We start from the raw sequence: 17,772 nt of genomic DNA, 5'->3' as shown, positions 1-17,772 counted from the left end.
GGAATGAATGTCGTTCCTGAGAAGCGTGCGTCCGAGCAATCTGATCATCCTGACCGCGCTGCCCTTCATCATCTATCTCTTCATCTCCTCCGGCGACTACCAGCGCTCGCTGAAGGCCATTCTCGGCGTCGAAAACGGCTCGTCGGCCTTTGTCCCCGGCTTCCTGGCGCTGGCGATCGCCTTTGCCTCAGGCGTGGCAGTGATTGTCTATTCGCGCGCCAAGGCGCCGCGTCCGCGGCTTGCGAACTTTGCCGCCGCGCTCAATCTCGCGGCGGCCACGGTGCTCTTGATCGGGCGCAATATCCACCCCTTCATCGCCTCTGTGGTTGCCAATGGCGTCGATCCGTTCAAGTCCACTCTGATCGTCAAGGGCGTGACACCCCGGCAATTGACCGATGCCGCGGATCTCATGGTGCGCGGCGTCGAGGCGTGGCTGTTTCCGGCCTATTTCGGGATCACCGCCGTGGGCCTGGGTCTGTTCTTCCTCAGTAAGCGCGGGGGCACGACCTCCGGCGAGCAACTGCGACGCCTTGCCCGCTGGGTGATCGGCCTCGTCAACGGCGCGGGCCTCGTCTTCGTCTTCTTCTTCGCCCATATCGCCTTTGCGGCAGGCGTTGCGACGACGATCCGCGCTGCGATCGCGGCCTATATCCTGGCAGCGATCATGGGGCTCGTCTGGGTCGGGCTCCTGCAATTGCGCTCGACGGTCAGGACCAGCCTCTACTATGCCATCGCCACGCTTGTGCTTGCGCTCGCGGCCGCCTGGTTCCTGCTGCAGCCACGCGATCCTTACGTGCTTGCGGGTACGCTCGAAGGCAAGGTCGGCATCGTCACCAACACGCCGGCGGGCCTGATCAGCGCCGTTCGCTTCGGCCAGTATGACGGCGCGCCGCAGACGGAAACGCCGGTGCGCACCTTTGTCGGCCCGGCGCAGGCGCTGGACTCGATCGCCAAGGGTGAGGGTGTCTCGGCGGCGTTGCTGCCGGCGGCGTCCGTGCCTACCGACATGCCGGTTCTCTGGAAAACCGAAGCGCTGAACGATCGCGATCGCGCCGCCGGCATCACTGTCGCCGTGCTTGCAATCATCCTCGGCCTGCTCACCTTCGGCGGCTACCTGCATCAGCGTCATCCGCTGGCGATCGGATCGGAGTTCATCGTCGACACGATCCGCGGCATCCCGATGCTGGTGATCGTGCTCTATGTCGGCCTGCCCTTGAGCGGTGCGCTCAAGGACGCAACGCAAGGTGTGCTCGATCCGCCCAACCTGATGCGCGGCATCGTCGCGATGGCGCTTGCTTACTCCGCCTATCTCGCCGAAATCTTCCGCTCGGGCATCAACGCCATCCCAGTCGGGCAAGTGGAGGCAGCGCGCAGCATCGGCCTCAACCGCTGGCAGACGGCGCGCCTCGTGATCCTGCCGCAGGCGTTCCGCATCATCATCCCGCCGCTCGGAAACGAACTGATCGCCATCCTCAAGGACACGTCGCTGTTGTCGATCCTGTCGATCCGCGACATCACCCAGCGCATGCGCGAGTTCCAGTCGGCAAGCTTCCTGCCGTTCGCGCCCTATAACTCGGCGGCGATCTTCTACATCTTCCTGACGCTGGCCGCCGCCAGCCTCGTCAACATGGTCGAGCGGAAATATGACATCAAGCACCGCTAGACGTCATACCGTCCTGATCACCGGCGCCTCCCGCGGGCTCGGCGCCGAACTGGCACGGATCTACGCCGGGGATGGCTGGCGGGTGATCGCCTGCACGCGGGGGGCAGCTTTGCGTTCAGATGGAATGGATTGGCTGCAGCTCGACGTCGCCGATCCAGCCTCGATCGAGGCCTTGGGGCACGACCTCCAAGGCGTCGCAATCGACGTGCTGATCAACAATGCGGCCGTGCGTGGCGATACCGGCGGCCTCGCCACTCTCGAAGTCGACGATTTCCTAGAGGTGATGCGCATCAATGCGCTGGCGCCGCTGCTGGTGACGCGGGCGCTCCTGCCGAACCTGCGCGCCGGCGAACATCGCGTCGTCGCCAATATCAGCAGCCGCGCCGGCTCGCTTGCCGAAGGCACGCTCGACGATGATGACGGCGACTATGCCTATCGTTGCTCCAAGGCGGCCCTAAACATGGCGACGGTCAAGCTGGCGCAGGATCTGAAGGGCGACGGGATTTCCGTCGTCTCGTTGCATCCCGGTTGGGTGCAGACGGATATGGGCGGCCGCGAAGCCGTCGTTTCGGTGGCGACAAGTGCTGCCGGGCTGAAGGCGATCATCGACAGCACAGGTTTGGCCGATAGTGGCAGTTTCCGCGCCTATGACGGGCGCTGGGTTTCGTGGTGACAGGACAGTGAAAATGGCAGACAGAGATTTGAGAACCGAGCAGGAACTGGCGACGATCCGCGCCTGGCTCGCCGAGACTTACGGCATCGAGGCGAGCCTCGCGCCGCTGCCGGGCGAGCACGATCTCAACTATCGCGTCTCTGCTGCCGACGGCCAAGAGTACCTGCTGAAACTGCATGCTGCCGGTGACGCGGACGAGCTCGGCATGCAGATTGCAGTGCTCGAACATCTCTCTGCCAAGGCATCGGAGCTGCCAATCTCCCGGGCGTCTCGCGACCTCTCCGGTGGCGTTACCAGCACGATCGAGCTCCGAGGTACACGGACGGCGCGACTCCTCTCCTGGCTTCCCGGCGATATCTGGGCAAAAGCGCCGGTGCGCAACTCCACCAGCGCCGAAAGCCTCGGACGCCTGTTGGCCGGTCTTGATCGCAGCCTCGAAGGCTTTACGCACGCCGGCGCCAAACGCCTCTATGCCTGGGACATCGGCCGGGCTGACATGCACCGCAAACATGTGGAGCTGATAGACGGCGCAGACAAGCGAACGGCGGTCGATGCGATCCTCGATCATTTCGCGTCGGTGGTTCTGCCGCGGCTGACGACCTGCCCGATGCAGGTCATTCACAACGACGCCAACGACTACAATGTGCTGCTCGACAAGGATGGAATGGTCAGCGGCCTGCTCGACTTCGGCGACATGGTTGAAACCTTTAGAGTGATCGAGATCGCCGTCGCCTCGGCCTATGCACTGATCGGATCGACCGATCCTGTCGGGACGATCGCAGCGCTCGCCGGCGCCTACCACCAGGTGAACGCTCTGAGCGAAACGGAAGTCGAACTGGTCTTCGACCTCGTCATGACCCGCTACGCCGTCAGCATGTGCATGGCGGCAAAACAGATCCGCGACAATCCCGAGAATACCTATCTGCTCGTCAGCCAGGAAGATGTCTGGCGCGAGCTCACCCGCCTGCAAGGCGAGAACCGCGCAATCGCCATCGCCCGCATCCGCGATGCCTGCGGCCTCGCGCCGATCCCGCAGGCGGCCGCCGTCGTGCGCTGGCTCGAAAAGAATGCGCACGAGTTTGCACCGATCGTTTGCGCTGGTGTTACCAAGCCGAAGGTGGCGGTCTTTGATTTCTCAGCTTCCGGAGCGGAGGCTGCGCAGTGGGCAAGTCTTGACGCTGCGGAAGCCGAGGCCCGGATCGCGGCGCAGATTGGCAGTGAGCGCGCCGCCTTCGGCATCGGCCTCTATGGCGAGGATCGGGGCATCTACCAGGGTGACGCCTACAGGACGTCGGTGGACGGTGCGCGACGCTCGGTCCATCTCGGTGTCGATATCTTTGCACCGGCCGGCGAGCCGGTTGCAGCGCCATTTGCCGGCAAGGTCGCCTTCATTCACGATGATGCCGTCCCCCACGGATTCGGACCGACGGTGCTGCTCGAACACGAAATCGACGCTGGCGTGCGCTTCTGGACGCTTTATGGACACCTGTCGCGCGATAGCGTCGCCAGGCTCTCCGAAGGGCAGCCGGTCGCCAAAGGCGAAGTCTTTGCCGCCTTCGGTGCGGCCGAGGAGAACGGCGGCTGGGCGCCGCATCTGCATTTCCAGATCGTCACCGATCATCTCGGCCTCGGCGGCCAAATGCATGGCGTCGGCGTCCGCGACCAGTGGCAGGTCTGGCGCGAGGTGAGCCCGGATCCGAGCGTGGTGCTCGGCCTTTCTGTTCCTGTCTCGGTGATCGTTCCGCGCGACAAGGAGTTCCTGGTGCGCGAGCGTCATCGCCGGATCGGTCGGTCGCTCAGCATCGCCTATAGCGCGGCACCGCTGAAGATCGTCGGCGGCGAGGGCGCGCACCTGATCGACGAGGACGGCACGCGCTGGCTCGACATGGTCAACAATGTCTGCCACGTCGGCCATTGCCATCCGCGCGTCGTGAAGGCGGCGCAGGCGCAGATGCAAAAACTCAACACCAACTCGCGCTACCTGCACGATTCGCTGGTTGAATATTCGCGACGGCTCGCCGCGCAGTTCCCGGATCCGCTCAACGTCTGCTTCTTCGTCAATTCCGGCAGCGAGGCGAACGATCTCGCCATCCGCCTGGCGCGCGCCTATACCGGTAACCGCGACATCCTCACGGTCGATCACGCCTATCACGGCCATCTGTCGAGCCTCATCGACGTCAGCCCCTACAAGTTCGCCGGCAAGGGCGGCGAGGGGCAGCCGGCGCATGTGAAGGTCGCCGAGATGCCGGATCTCTATCGCGGGCGCTATCGCTATGGCGACGAGCATGCGGGCCGGAAATATGCCGACGATGTGCGCAATCAGGTCGCGGCCCTTGCCGCCGAAGGCCGTCGTCCGGCGCTGTTCTTCAGCGAAGGGATTCTTGGGACCGGCGGACAGCTGTCCTTGCCGGATGGGTACCTGCGCGAGGCCTATGCGCATGTGCGGGCTGCCGGCGGTCTCTGCCTTGCCGACGAGGTGCAGGTTGGCTTCGGCCGCGTCGGCAGCCACATGTGGGCGCATGAGTTGCAGGGCGTTACCCCTGATATCGTCACCATGGGCAAGCCGATCGGCAACGGTCACCCGATGGCAGCCGTCGTCACGACCGAGGCGATCGCCGCGTCGTTTGCCAACGGTATGGAGTATTTCAACACCTTCGGCGGCAATCCTGTCTCGGCTGAAATCGGCCTTGCCGTGCTCGACGTCATCCGCGACGAGCGGCTGATGCATCATTGCCGTGTCGTCGGCGACCGGCTGATGGACGGCGCGCGGGCGCTCGCCCAAAAGCACGCCATCATCGGCGATGTCAGAGGCCATGGCCTCTTCAACGGCATCGAACTGGTGCGCGACCGCGAAACGCTGGAGCCGGCAGCGCGCGAGCTCGACTTCGTCATTGCCGAGATGAAGCGCAGGCATCGCATTCTCCTGAGCAGCGAGGGTCCGCACCACAATGTGCTGAAGGTGAAGCCGCCAGCGCCCTTCAGCGCCGAGGATTGCGACTACTTCCTCAATGCGCTCGACGAGACGCTCGGGCGTCTAAGCGTCTGAGATAAAAAGCCAAAAGCGGCCACCTTCGGGAGGCCGTTTTGCTGGTGCCCTTAGGCTTCAACAGCAAAATCGGATCGATGCGATTTTCCGCTTTACAAGAAAGTTAAACGTTTTTATCGTGCATATAAACGTTTAACTTAGTGCTGCAATCGTGCCGTTGGCCATAGCAGCGCTGGCCGGCAGGGAGGGCCCGTTGGCAGCGATCCGCATCGAAAATTTGCGCAAAGGCTTTGGTTCGCTCGAAGTCTTGAAGGGTATCAACCTCGATATCGCCGACGGCGAGTTCGTCTGCTTCCTTGGCCCTTCCGGCTGCGGCAAGAGCACGCTGCTGCGCTCCATTGCCGGGCTCGAGGATCTGGATGGTGGTTCTATCCGTCTTGGTGAGCGCGATATCACCGAGGTGGCCTCGGCCAAGCGCGACATCGCCATGGTCTTTCAGAACTACGCGCTCTATCCGCACATGAACGTGCGCAAGAACCTGTCCTTCGGCCTAGCGCTGAACGGCATGAAGCGCGACGAGATCGACCGGCGCGTCGACAATGCCGCCGACATCCTGCGCATCAAGGAACTGCTGGCCCGCAAGCCGCGCCAGCTTTCCGGCGGCCAGCGCCAGCGCGTGGCAATCGGGCGCGCCATCGTGCGAGAACCGAAGCTGTTCCTGCTCGACGAGCCTCTGTCGAACCTCGATGCCGGGCTTCGCGTCACCATGCGTGTCGAGCTTGCGGCGCTGCACGAGCGTCTCGGCGTGACGATGATCTACGTAACCCACGATCAGGTCGAGGCGATGACGCTGTCCGACCGCGTCGTCGTGCTCGACAAGGGCAAGGTCAGCCAGTTCGGCACACCGCTCGAGCTCTTCTATCAGCCGGCGAACCTGTTCGTTGCCGGCTTCATCGGCTCGCCGCGCATGAATTTCGTTGCGACCGAAGTGACCGGGCAGGTCGATACCTCGGTCACGCTCAACGGCGGTGGCCTCGCCCATCCGCTGACGCTCGAAATGCTCTCGGCGGCACCGATTGCCAAGCCCAGTTCCGTCACCCTCGGCATTCGCCCGGACAAGATCGAACTGGTCTCGGCAGAAGAAGGTCATCTCGTCGGCGATGTGCGCCTGGTCGAACGGCTCGGCACCGAAAGCCATGTGCATATCAGCCTCGCCAATGGCGGCGACATGACCGCCGTCGTGCGCGGCACGCATCCGGTTTCAGCGCGCGAACGCGTGCATCTGCGTCTGCCGGCCGAGCATTGCCATCTGTTCGACGGCGACGGCCAGGCGGTCGCCCGCCGCCTCGATGCCGAGACGCAGGCGCTCATCAATCAGGAAAAGGCAAAGCGGGTCGCGTAACCCGAACGAGGAGGAGAAGCATGCTCAACAGGAAGTCGATCATCGGCTCGCTGATGGTTCTGGCGATGGCCGGAACCGCGACGGCCCGCGCAGAAGAGATCTTGCGTTTTGCGACCTGGGACACGGACGAAAGCCTGGCGATCCAGCAGGAAATCGCCAAGAAGTTCGAGGAAAAGCACCCGGGCGTGAAAGTCCAGGTCGAACCCTATGCAGACGGCTACGACCAGAAGCTGATCGCCGCCTTCGGCGCCGGCAACCCGCCGGATGTCATGTATATGTGGAACTTCCCGCAGTATTATACTTCGCTGAAGCCGCTCGATGATCTGATCGCCAAGGGCGCGGCCGAGATCAAGCCGGATGATTTCCCCAAGGGCCTGATGAACACGGTGCGTGTCGAGGGCAAGACCTACGGCATGCCCTCGGGCTTCACCACGCAAGTGGTCTTCTACAACAAGGACATGTTCGCCAAGGCCGGCGTCGAGGAGCCGAAGGACGGCTGGACCTGGGACGACCTGCGCGCCAAGGCCGCCAAGTTCCGCGACGAGCCGAACAAGGTCTATGGCTTTGCCGTCGACGCCAAGCCCGACCCCTACGACTTCGAACAGTTCCTCTGGTCGAACGGCACGAAGTACATTTCCGACGATGGCAAGAAGATCGACGGCTACATGAACAGCGATGCGGCCGCGCAGGTGCTCGACATGTTCGCCGACATGGCCAAGACGCAGGAAGCGATCACGCTCAACCTTGGCGACGATACGTCCGGCAGCACGCTGTTCAAGGGTGGCAAGATCGCCATGTTCCAGAGCGCCATGTGGTCGAAGTCCGGCATCGACGCATCCGGCATCAAGTATGGCGTGGCGCCGCTGCCGAAGTTCGGCGACAAGACCGCCCATTCCGCACTCGGCGTTTCGGCAATCTCGATTGCCAAGGACGCGGCCCATCCGGATCTCGCCTGGGAATTCGTCAAGTTCTTCTCGTCGCCGGAAGCCGTCGCCATGCGCGTCAACGACCTGCCGGTGCGCACCAGCGTCGCGGAAGAAAAGGGCATGACCAAGGATCCGATCTACAAGCCCTTCTTCGACATTCTCGCCACCTCCAACTCTGAGACGCACGCGTTCCTGAAGAACGCCAACTGGGGCAAGGTCCAGGACAATCTCGCCCGCGCCATCGAGGCGACGATGATCGACCAGGGCAATGCCAAGCAGCATCTCGACGATGCGGTCGCGCGTTCGAAGCGTCTGGTCAAGTAAGAAGAGGGAGCGCGGGGAGATGGACATGACCTATGCAGCGGCAACGCCGGCGGTGGAGAAGCGCAAGCGCTCGGCGTTTGCCCGCCACATCGTCGCCTATCTGTTCATTTCCCCGTGGATCCTCGGGTTCCTGTTCTTCACGCTCGGCCCGCTCGTCTTTTCCTTGACGATGAGCTTCTACGACTGGCCTGTCGTCGGCGAGCGCAGCTTCGTCGGGCTTGAGAACTATCGTTCCATGCTGTTCGAGGACCCGCAGTTCTGGGAAAGCCTCTGGATCACGGTGAAGTTCGCGGCGATCTACGTGCCCTTCAACATCGTGATGTCGTTCCTCCTGGCACTGATGCTGCATCACATCACCTTTGCCAGCGGCTTCTTCCGCACCGCATTCTACCTGCCGAGCGTCATTTCCGGCGTCGCCCTGGTGACGATCTGGAGCTGGATCTACAGCCGGGAATACGGCCTCTTGAACTTCATGCTGTCCTTCGTCGGCATCGACGGGCCGAACTGGCTCGGCGACCCGAACCTTGCGATCGTCGCGATCATCATCGCCAGTCTCTGGGGTCTCGGCGGCACCATGTTGATCCTTCTGACCGGTCTGAAAGCGATCCCGAAGGAACTCTATGAAGCGGCGACCGTCTCCGGCGTTCCCGGCTGGGCGCAGATGGTCTTCATCACCCTGCCGATGCTCGGGCCGATGCTGCTCTTCACCTTCATCACCTCGATCATCTCCGCCTTCCAGCAGCTGACGATCGCTCTGCTTCTGACCAAGGGCGGCCCGCTCGGCTCCACCTATTTCTTCGCCATGTACATCTACGATAACGCCTTCAAGTATTTCGACATGGGCTACGCCGCCGCCGGCTCCTGGGTGATGTTCATCATCGTGCTTCTGCTCAGCCTCGGCGTCATGCGCTGGTCGGCCGCCTGGGTCTATTACGAAGGCGAAGTGCGCCAGAACGATGGAGAGAACAATGCGTAAGACGCTGCTCTATTCCGCGCTCATCCTGCTCTCGGCGCTGTTCATCGCGCCGTTCTACTGGACCTTCATGACGGCGATCAAAAGCTCAGCCGAGCTCTACCAGTTCCCGCCGGTCTTCTGGCCGTCGGAATGGCACTGGGAGAATTTTGCCGCCGCCTGGAACAAGCAGCCCTTCGGCACCTATCTCACCAACTCGCTGATCGTGGTGGTGCTGTCGACCATCGGCCAGCTCATTTCCTCGTCGCTGGTTGCCTATGGCTTTGCCCGCTTCCGCTTCCCCGGCCGCGACCCGCTGTTCATCCTGTTGCTTGCGACAATGATGATCCCGTGGGACGTGAAGATGATCCCGCTCTACATGGAGTTCAACCTGCTCGGCTGGATCAACACGCTGAAGCCGTTGATCGTGCCCGCCTACTTCGCCGACGCCTTCTTCGTCTTCCTGCTGCGCCAGTACATCATGACTGTGCCGATGGAGATCGACGAGGCGGCCCGCATGGACGGCGCCAATGCCTTCGACATCTACTGGCGCATCCATCTGCCGCTGATGATGCCGGCGCTGGTGCTGGTCGGCACCTTCCACTTCATGAACGCCTGGAACGACTATCTCGGCCCGTTGATCTTCCTCAACGACCAGTCGAAATACACCCTCACGCTCGGCCTTTCGATGTTCAAGGGCCTGCATGAGGTGGACGTGACCTCGATCGCTGCGATCACCGTCATCCTCTGCCTGCCGCCGCTGGCACTTTTCTTCGTCGCCCAGCGCTACATCATGGATGGCGCGGTCGGCTCGTCGGTGAAGGGATAACGGCATGCTGTTCGATATCGATACCGTGCCCTTCAGCCGCAGGGGCCGGTTCCTGACGCTTTCGATGATGCGGGTGCCCGGCCGTGACGGCGAACGCGCGCTTTACCTCCGTCACGTCGCCGGCGGCGACGAACGGCCGTCGCTCGGTCGTCTCTGCCGCGTCGAGTTTCTCGATGCGGCGGGCAAGACCGTGACGCCTGTGCTCGTGCTTTCGCCGGAACGGCTCGATGCCCGCATCGGCGAGGGCGAGGTGAGCTTCGTTATCGGCGAGGGGGAACGCTTGCATGTATCCGGCATACGGGCCGGCGTGCGCTTCCATCTGGAGGGCTCCCGCTATGACTATGTCTACCGCACGCCGACCGGCGAGGATTGCCTCGTCGCAGCGGTCGAGAACGTCAAGTTCATCCCGCGAGCGATCACCGGCGACCTGAACGTCACTGGCGCGTGGCAGCGCGATCACTCAGAGGACGTGTCCTTCGCTTTCTCGGGTGCCGGTGCCTTCGAGGGCAACGTCGATTTCTTCCGCACCGTGCCGCCCGTCGATAGGCCCGGACGTTTCGCCGACGCGCTCTCGGGCGCTGCGGCGGAGTTTGCCGAATGGCACGCCTGCGTTCCCAAGGGCGTTTCCGACCAGAACGAGGCGCATCGTCTCGCGAGCTATCTGCTCTGGGCCAATGGTGTTCCCGCCGGTGGCGCGCTGACGCGGCCGGCGATCTACATGTCGAAGAACCACATGATCAACATCTGGAGCTGGGACAACGCCTTTTCCGCCCTCGGCGTCGCAGCCTTCGACCCGGATCTCGCCTTCGACCAGTTCGCTGCGATCTTCGATCATCAGGACGTTTCGGGCCTGCTGCCGGACTACATCAACGACCGCGATGTGCTCTTTGCCTTCACCAAGCCGCCGGTGCACGGCTGGGCAGTGTCGCTGATCGCGGCTGCCGATCCTGGCTTCCTGACAACGGAGCGCAAGTCTTACCTGCGCGATGCCATCGGCAAACAGGTCGACTACTGGCTGAGCTACGGCCGCAAGGATGCGGCGAGCCTGCCGTCCTATTTCCACGGCAACGACAGCGGCTGGGACAATGCCACCTTCTTTGCCGAGGGCGGCCCGGTGATCTCGCCGGATCTGCCCGTTTTCCTGATCCTTGCCTGCGAGACGCTGGCCGAGCTTCTCGAAGACGATGGCGAACGTCGGGCGATGTGGCGGCAAAAGGCCGACGAGCTGCAGGCCCTGCTGTTCGAGCGGCTCTGGACCGGCGAAACGTTTGGCGCGCGGTTGGCCGCCGATCCGGAGCGGATACTGCCCGGCGACAACCTCATCCAGTTCATGCCGCTGTTGCTTGGCGCGCGGCTGACGCCTGAGATGCGCCAGAAGCTCGTGGCCCGTCTTGTCGCCGGTGGCTTCATCACCGAATGGGGTCCGGCGACCGAAAGCCCGCAAAGCTCCTTCTATGAGGACGACGGCTACTGGCGCGGGCCGATCTGGGCGCCGACGACGATGCTGCTGTGGGACGGCCTTCGCCGGCAAGGGCAGATTGAACTGGCCCACGAGGTCGCGGAAAAGTTCTGTTCACTTGCCAGCAAAAGCGGTATGGCCGAAAACTTCGATGCGCGCTCGGGGAGGGGCCTTCGCGATCGGGCATTCGCCTGGACATCCGCAGTCTATCTTCAGCTGGCGGCATCGCTCAGCGACGACAACCCGTGACGAGTTGAGACGCCATGCAGAGACCGACGATCAAGACCATTGCGCAGGAGACGGGGCTTTCCATCGCCACCGTGTCCAAGGCCCTGAAGCACTCGCCTCAGGTTCGCCCGGAAACGCGCGCGATCGTCATCGAGGCGGCGGAGCGTGTCGGCTACGAGCTCAACATGCATGGCGTGCAACTGCGCACCGGCAAGACCTATCAGGTCGCCGCCATCATGACCGCGCCGGGGCCGAAACAGAACGAATGGGAAGGCGTCGAATACGCCCAGCTCTTGAGCGGCATTTCCTGGGCGCTGGAAGACAGCCCCTATCGCGTCTCGCTCTATGCCGTCCGGAATTTCGAGGAAAGCCAGGCGGTCATCAAACAGATCGTGTCCTTGAAGAAGGCCGACGGCATCATCATCTCGGGCACCCGCGCCGACGACCCGCGCATCCGCACGATGCAGGCGGCCGATTTCCCCTTCGTCACCTACGGCACCAGCATCCACAACGCCCCGCATGCCTATGTCGATGCCGACAATGAACAGATGATTCGGGTATCGATGGCGCGCCTCGTCGAGCGCGGCCACCGCCGCATCGCGCTGCTCAACCCACTCTCGGACTTGAGTTACGGCATTACCCGACTGGAAGCCTACAAGCGTGCCCTTGAAGTCGCTGGCCTTGCTTACGACCCGGCACTCGTTGCCCATGGGCGGCTGACGCCCGCCTTTGGCCGCGAGAATGTCCTGACCATGTCGGAACTCAGCAATGCGCCGACCGCCTATATTTGCGCCAACGAAGCCTCCGCACTCGGCGCCTTCTCCGGCTTTCACGAGCGCGGGCTGGTGCACGGCCGCGATGCGGTGATCAACGCCACCGACGATCTCAATGTCAGCCAGTATTTCGCCCCGCCGATCACCACCTATTACCTGCCGATCAGCGAACCGAGCAGCCTGCTCGGCGCCTACATTTTGAGGCGCATGGAGGGTGAGCCGCCGGAGGCGCTACAGACGCTTTTGATGCCCAACCTGATCGAGCGTTGCGACGATCGCTTGAACCCGAACCGTTGACGAATAGGCCGTCTTGTGGGCGGCCACTCATACCTTGGGATATAAACGTTTATATCCTGCTCAGACAAAACCCGAGGCCGGACCCAACCGGCCGAATGACATGACGAAGGACCGGCCCCGTGCACATGCCCATGACCAGATCGAACCGCTTCAACGCCAAAGAACAGCAGACCGACATGCTGGAACTCGGCGTCTGCTACTATCCGGAGCAGTGGCCGCGCGAAAAATGGGAAGAGGATGCGCGCCGCATGGTCGAGCTCGGCCTTGCCTGGGTGCGCATCGGTGAATTCGCCTGGGCGAAGATCGAGCCGCGCTCGGGCGAGTTCCATTGGGAATGGCTGGACGAGGCGATCGAGGTGCTCGGCAATGCCGGCCTCAAGGTGATCCTGGGGACGCCGACCGCAGCGCCGCCGAAGTGGCTGATCGATCGTTACCCGGACATCCTGCCCGTCGACGTCATGGGTGTGGTGCGCAAGTTCGGCGCCCGCCGCCACTATTGCTTCTCCAGCCGGCGCTATCGCATCGAGGCGGCGCGGATCTCCGAAGCGATGGCCGAGCGCTACGGCAAGAACATCTTCGTGCATGCTTGGCAGACCGATAACGAATACGGCGACCACGACACGATCTACAGCTATTCCGACGAGGCGCTACGCGCCTTTCGTGAATGGCTGGCCGAACGTTACGGCACGGTCGAGGAACTGAACCGCGCCTGGGGCACGGCCTTCTGGGCGATGAACTACCTGGCCTTCGACGAGGTCGAACTGCCGAATAACCTCGTGGAAGAACCAAGCCCGACCCATATCGTCGACTACATCCGCTTCTCGTCCGATCAGGTGAAGAGCTTCAACAAGGCGCAGGTCGACATCATCCGGAAGCACTCGCCGGGTCGTCCGGTGACACACAATTTCATGTCGCAGAACACCGACTTCGATCACTACAAGGTGGGCGAGGATATCGATATCGCCTCCTGGGATGTCTATCCGATGGGCGGTCTGCTCAACGGCCGGCTCTCCTCGGACGACAAGGGGCGCTACCTGCGCGTCGGCGATCCCGACCAGCCGGCCTTCAACCACGACCTCTACCGCGCCGTCGGCAACGGCCGCGTGTGGGTGATGGAACAGCAGCCGGGCCCGGTGAACTGGGCTTCGCACAACCAGTCGCCGGCCGACGGCATGGTGCGTCTCTGGACCTGGCTTGCCTATGCCCATGGCGTCGACATGGTCTCCTATTTCCGCTGGCGCCAGGTCCCTTTCGCGCAGGAGCAGTTCCATGCCGGTCTTCTGTTGCCGAACAGCGAGGCCGACCAGGGCTACATCGAGGTCGCGCAGGTCGCCGAGGAAATGAAGCGGCTGCCGAAGGGCGAGCGTCGCGAGAAGGCCAAGGTGGCGCTTCTGCTCGACTACAATTCGCGCTGGGCGACCCGGGCGCTGCCGCAGGGCCGCACCTATCTGGCCTCGCAGATCGCGCTCGACTGGTACTCGACCGTCGCCCGCTTCGGCATCGATGTCGACATCATCGGCCAGCACTCGGATCTCGACGGCTACCAGCTGGTGCTGGCGCCCGATCTCGTCATTCCGGATCAGGCCTTCGTCGAAAAGCTTGCGGCGTCCGGTGCCAAGGTGCTGTTTGGACCGCGCAGCGGCAGCAAGACCGAGGACATGCACATCCCCGAGGGCTTGCCGCCGGGTCCGCTCGCCGCGCTGATCGACGTCAGTGTCGCGCGCGTCGAGTCCCTGCCGGAATTCCATGCCGAAAGCGTGCTCTATGGCAACGAGACCTATCCGGCCGGCGTCTGGCGCGAGACGGTCAGAACCAATGAAACGGTGCTTGCGACCTTCGAGGGCGACTACCGCAATGGCGCCCCGGCGCTCGTTGGCAACGACAAGGCGCGCTACCTCGCGACCGCCGCACGGGGCGACTTCCTCGGCAAGGTGATCGGCGACGCGCTCGGGTGGGCCTCGGTCGAGGCGCTGGCCGATCTCGGGGACCTGCGCATCACCCGCCGCGGCAAGCTCGCTTTCGCCTTCAACTACGGCAAGACGGCTGTCGATGTTCCTGCACCTGCCGGCGCGACCTTCCATGTCGGAGGCCGCAAGCTCGGCCCCGTCGACGTTGCCATCTGGTCGGAGTGATCGGGCGCTGGGCTGCGGCACCCGCCAGCGAGCCGGTTTGAACTGAGTCAAAGAGCCCGGCCTTCTCCAAGGCCGGGCTCTTTGCGTTTCATACGGCACTGTTTCCGCGGTCAGACCCGTTCCAGCGCCACCGCTATGCCCTGGCCGACGCCGATGCACATGGTGGAGAGCGAATAGCGTCCGCCGGTTTCCTGCAGTTCCAGTGCGGCGGTGCCGGTGATGCGGGCGCCGGACATGCCGAGCGGGTGACCAAGCGCGATCGCGCCGCCGTTGCGGTTGACGCGTGGGTCGTCGTCGGCAATGCCGAGATCGCGCAGAACGGCGAGCCCTTGTGAGGCGAAGGCCTCGTTGAGTTCGATGACATCGAATTGCGACTGCTTGAGCCCAAGTCGTGCCATCAGCTTCTTCGACGCCGGCGCCGGCCCCATGCCCATGATGCGTGGCGGCACGCCGGCGGTTGCACCGCCGAGAATACGCGCGATCGGCCGCAGGCCGTATTTCTTGATCGCCGCTTCCGAGGCGATGATCAACGCGGTGGCGCCGTCGTTGACGCCGGAGGCGTTGCCGGCCGTCACCGTGCCGCCTTCCTTTTTGAAGGGCGTGCCGAGCTTGGCGAGCGCTTCCATCGTCGTTGCGCGCGGGTGCTCGTCACGATCGACGACGACAGGCTCGCCCTTTCGCTGCGGGATCGTCACCGAGACGATCTCCTTGGCCAGCCGGCCATTGCCTTGCGCGGCGGCGGCCTTCGCCTGGCTTCTGACGGCAAAGGCGTCCTGGTCCTCGCGGCTGACGTGGAAGTCGGCGGCGACGTTTTCACCGGTCTCCGGCATGGAGTCGACGCCGTACTGCTTCTTCATCAGGGGATTGATGAAGCGCCAGCCGATGGTGGTGTCGTAGATTTCGGCGTTGCGCGAAAACGCTGTGTCGGCCTTCGGCATCACGAAGGGTGCGCGCGACATGCTCTCGACGCCACCGGCGATCATCAGTTCGGCCTCGCCTGCGCGGACGGCCCGAGCCGCTGCAATCACCGCATCCATGCCGGAGCCGCAGAGCCGGTTGATCGTCGTGCCGGAAACACCGACCGGCAGGCCGGCGAGAAGCAGCGACATGCGCGCGACATTGCGGTTGTCTTCGCCCGCCTGATTGGCGCAGCCGAAGATCACGTCATCGACCGCGTCCCAGTCGACATCGGCGTTGCGTTCGACCAGCGCCTTCAGCGGGATCGCGCCGAGATCGTCGGCCCGGACGGAGGAAAGCGCGCCGCCGAAGCGGCCGATCGGGGTGCGGATGTAATCGCAGATGAAAGCCTCGGCCATCATGCAGCCTCCTTGTTGCCCTGGTGCGCCTTCTTGGTGCGGGCATTGATGTCGCGAAGGGTGGTCAATTCCAGTTCCGTCGGCGCCGGCGTTTCGATCACCTCGTCAGCGAACCTGATCGCCCAACCGCAATTCTCGACGATCTGATCGCGCGTCACGCCCGGATGGATCGAAACGACGGTCAGTTCCTTGGTCTCAGGATCCGGCTCGAGGATGCAAAGGTCGGTGATGACGCGGGTCGGCCCTTTGGTCTTCATGCCCAGCCGTTCGCGGTGGTTACCGCCTTCGCCGTGCCCCATCGAGGTGATGAAGGGCAGCTTCTCGACGAAGCCGCGCTTCGACAGCGCCATGGTAATGAAGATCCGTCCGCAATTGGAGGCGATTTCCGGTGCGCCGCCGCCGCCGGGCAGGCGAACCTTCGGATGGTCGTAGGGGCCCACGACGGTGGTGTTGAGATTGGCGAACCTGTCGATCTGCGCGCCGCCGAGGAAACCGGTGGTAATGCGCCCACCCTGCAGCCAGTAACGGAACATCTCGGGCACCGAGACGGTGAAGAGCGCCGTGTCGCAGAGTTCTCCGTCTCCGATCGAGAGCGGCAGTACGTCCGGCTTGGTGCCGACCGTACCGCTTTCATAGATCAGGGTGATGTCGGGCGCATGCGTCAGCCGCGCGACGTTGCAGGCGGCCGAAGGCGCGCCGATGCCGACGAAGCATACGTCGTCGTTGGAAAGCGCCCGGGCAGCGGCAATCGTCATCATTTCGGTGGGGGTAAAATCGCTCATGCTATCCTCCTCAGGCCGCTTTTGCCGCTCGGCCGCCGGCGTGCTTGGCAAAGTCTTCCGGCTTGGCATCGAGCACGTTTTCCTTGATCCAGGCGGTGAAACGGTCGCGGTCGCGGGCGATTTCGTCCCAGCCGATATAGAAGGCGTTGGAGCGCGGATAATAGCCGTGCGCATAGGACGGGAAGGCGCCGCCCGGAACATGGGCAACCGCCGTGACTGCCCAGCTCGGCAAGACGAGCGAGTTGGGCGACGGCGGGTTCAGTTCGTCGACGATTTCCTCGACGGTGACGATCGAGCGCCTGGCGGCAAGCACCGCCTCCTTCTGCACACCGACGATGCCTTCGATCAGCACGTTGCCCTTCCTGTCGGCGCGCTGCGCATGGATGATCGTGACGTCGGGGCGGATCGCCGGAACGGCGGCGATCACTTCGCCGGTGAACGGGCAAGTGACCGACTTGATGTTGGGGTTCACCTTCGGCAGGTCGGCGCCGATATAGCCGCGGAGCGTCGCAAACGGCAGGTTGGCAGCGCCGGCTTCATAGGCGTTGGCCATGGCCGCATGGGAATGCTCTTCGATTTCGAGCGGCCGCGGCCATTGGTTTTCGACCGCATCGCGGAAGCGGTGCAGCGAGCCGACGCCGGGGTTGCCACCCCAGGAGAACTTCATGCCGCGCGCGGCACCCACACCGATCAGCTGATCGTAGAGAATGTCGGGCGTCATGCGCACGAGATAGAGATCCTTGCGGCCCTGGCGGATCACTTCGTGACCGGCGGCATAGGGGATCAGGTGGGTGAAGCCTTCCATGGCGACGGTATCGCCATCCCTGACATTGTCGCCGACGGCCTCGGCGAGCGAAACGATCTTCGCCATGTTTCCTCTCTTCGTCTTCTGTTGTGTTAGCGGCTGCGGTCCTGTCGGCCGCGGGCGCCTCCTCTTTCGCGAGCCAGTAAGCGCCGATCGAACGGAACGGTCAAATATTTTGTGCGATATTTGACTTTTGTTCGTATATCGCACAAAATCGCGTCGTGA

At 63.3% G+C, this 17,772-nt stretch carries 13 protein-coding genes; 10 read left to right on the top strand and 3 right to left on the bottom strand.

Features of this window, described 5'->3' with window-relative positions; genetic code table 11:
* The first annotated feature begins 7 nt into the window (after positions 1-7).
* The 10 genes from MKZ91_RS23050 (at position 8) to MKZ91_RS23005 (ending at position 14,644) form a co-directional block, all read left to right on the top strand.
* Complete coding sequence (locus MKZ91_RS23050) at positions 8-1,663, top strand: amino acid ABC transporter permease (protein WP_336173377.1); 1,656 nt, start codon at positions 8-10, stop codon at positions 1,661-1,663.
* Complete coding sequence (locus MKZ91_RS23045; RefSeq protein ID WP_336173376.1) at positions 1,644-2,336, top strand: SDR family oxidoreductase; 693 nt, start codon at positions 1,644-1,646, stop codon at positions 2,334-2,336. The genes MKZ91_RS23050 and MKZ91_RS23045 overlap by 20 nt, the downstream gene beginning before the upstream one ends.
* Positions 2,337-2,349: 13 nt before the next feature.
* On the top strand, positions 2,350-5,382 hold the full coding sequence (locus MKZ91_RS23040; protein WP_336173375.1) for an aminotransferase class III-fold pyridoxal phosphate-dependent enzyme: 3,033 nt from the start codon (positions 2,350-2,352) through the stop codon (positions 5,380-5,382).
* A 193-nt stretch (positions 5,383-5,575) separates the two neighbouring features.
* Positions 5,576-6,724, top strand: coding sequence for an ABC transporter ATP-binding protein (locus MKZ91_RS23035; protein WP_442892332.1), 1,149 nt, complete (start codon positions 5,576-5,578; stop codon positions 6,722-6,724).
* 20 nt (positions 6,725-6,744) lie between these two features.
* Positions 6,745-7,974 (top strand): ABC transporter substrate-binding protein, encoded by a 1,230-nt coding sequence (locus MKZ91_RS23030; protein ID WP_336173374.1) that lies wholly within the window; start codon positions 6,745-6,747, stop codon positions 7,972-7,974.
* Between the two features lie 19 nt (positions 7,975-7,993).
* The gene (locus MKZ91_RS23025) at positions 7,994-8,950 is read left to right on the top strand and encodes a carbohydrate ABC transporter permease (protein WP_336173373.1); all 957 of its coding nucleotides are present in this window, start codon (positions 7,994-7,996) and stop codon (positions 8,948-8,950) included.
* Positions 8,943-9,755, top strand: coding sequence for a carbohydrate ABC transporter permease (locus tag MKZ91_RS23020; protein WP_043625687.1), 813 nt, complete (start codon positions 8,943-8,945; stop codon positions 9,753-9,755). The genes MKZ91_RS23025 and MKZ91_RS23020 overlap by 8 nt, the downstream gene beginning before the upstream one ends.
* Positions 9,756-9,759: 4 nt before the next feature.
* A complete protein-coding gene (locus MKZ91_RS23015; protein ID WP_336173372.1) occupies positions 9,760-11,463 on the top strand; it encodes an amylo-alpha-1,6-glucosidase in 1,704 nt (567 codons plus the stop codon).
* Between the two features lie 14 nt (positions 11,464-11,477).
* Positions 11,478-12,512, top strand: coding sequence for a LacI family DNA-binding transcriptional regulator (locus MKZ91_RS23010; RefSeq protein ID WP_336173371.1), 1,035 nt, complete (start codon positions 11,478-11,480; stop codon positions 12,510-12,512).
* Positions 12,513-12,631: 119 nt separating this feature from the next.
* Positions 12,632-14,644: a beta-galactosidase gene (locus MKZ91_RS23005; protein ID WP_336173370.1), complete on the top strand. Its 2,013-nt coding sequence runs from the start codon at positions 12,632-12,634 to the stop codon at positions 14,642-14,644.
* 110 nt (positions 14,645-14,754) lie between these two features.
* Here the strand turns inward: MKZ91_RS23005 and pcaF are convergent, their stop codons facing one another.
* The 3 genes from pcaF to MKZ91_RS22990 are packed head-to-tail and all read right to left on the bottom strand — an operon-like array spanning position 14,755 to position 17,613.
* Positions 14,755-15,960 (bottom strand): 3-oxoadipyl-CoA thiolase, encoded by a 1,206-nt coding sequence (pcaF, locus tag MKZ91_RS23000; protein WP_336173369.1) that lies wholly within the window; start codon positions 15,958-15,960, stop codon positions 14,755-14,757.
* Positions 15,960-16,742 (bottom strand): CoA-transferase subunit beta, encoded by a 783-nt coding sequence (locus MKZ91_RS22995; RefSeq protein ID WP_336173368.1) that lies wholly within the window; start codon positions 16,740-16,742, stop codon positions 15,960-15,962. The genes pcaF and MKZ91_RS22995 overlap by 1 nt, the downstream gene beginning before the upstream one ends.
* Positions 16,743-16,752: 10 nt before the next feature.
* Complete coding sequence (locus MKZ91_RS22990; protein ID WP_336173367.1) at positions 16,753-17,613, bottom strand: CoA transferase subunit A; 861 nt, start codon at positions 17,611-17,613, stop codon at positions 16,753-16,755.
* Positions 17,614-17,772: the final 159 nt, after the last annotated feature.

The sequence above is a fragment of the Ensifer sp. MJa1 genome (assembly GCF_037026475.1).
In the GTDB taxonomy this organism is placed as follows: Bacteria; Pseudomonadota; Alphaproteobacteria; order Rhizobiales; family Rhizobiaceae; genus Ensifer.
This window is presented reverse-complemented; position numbering and strand designations above follow the sequence as displayed.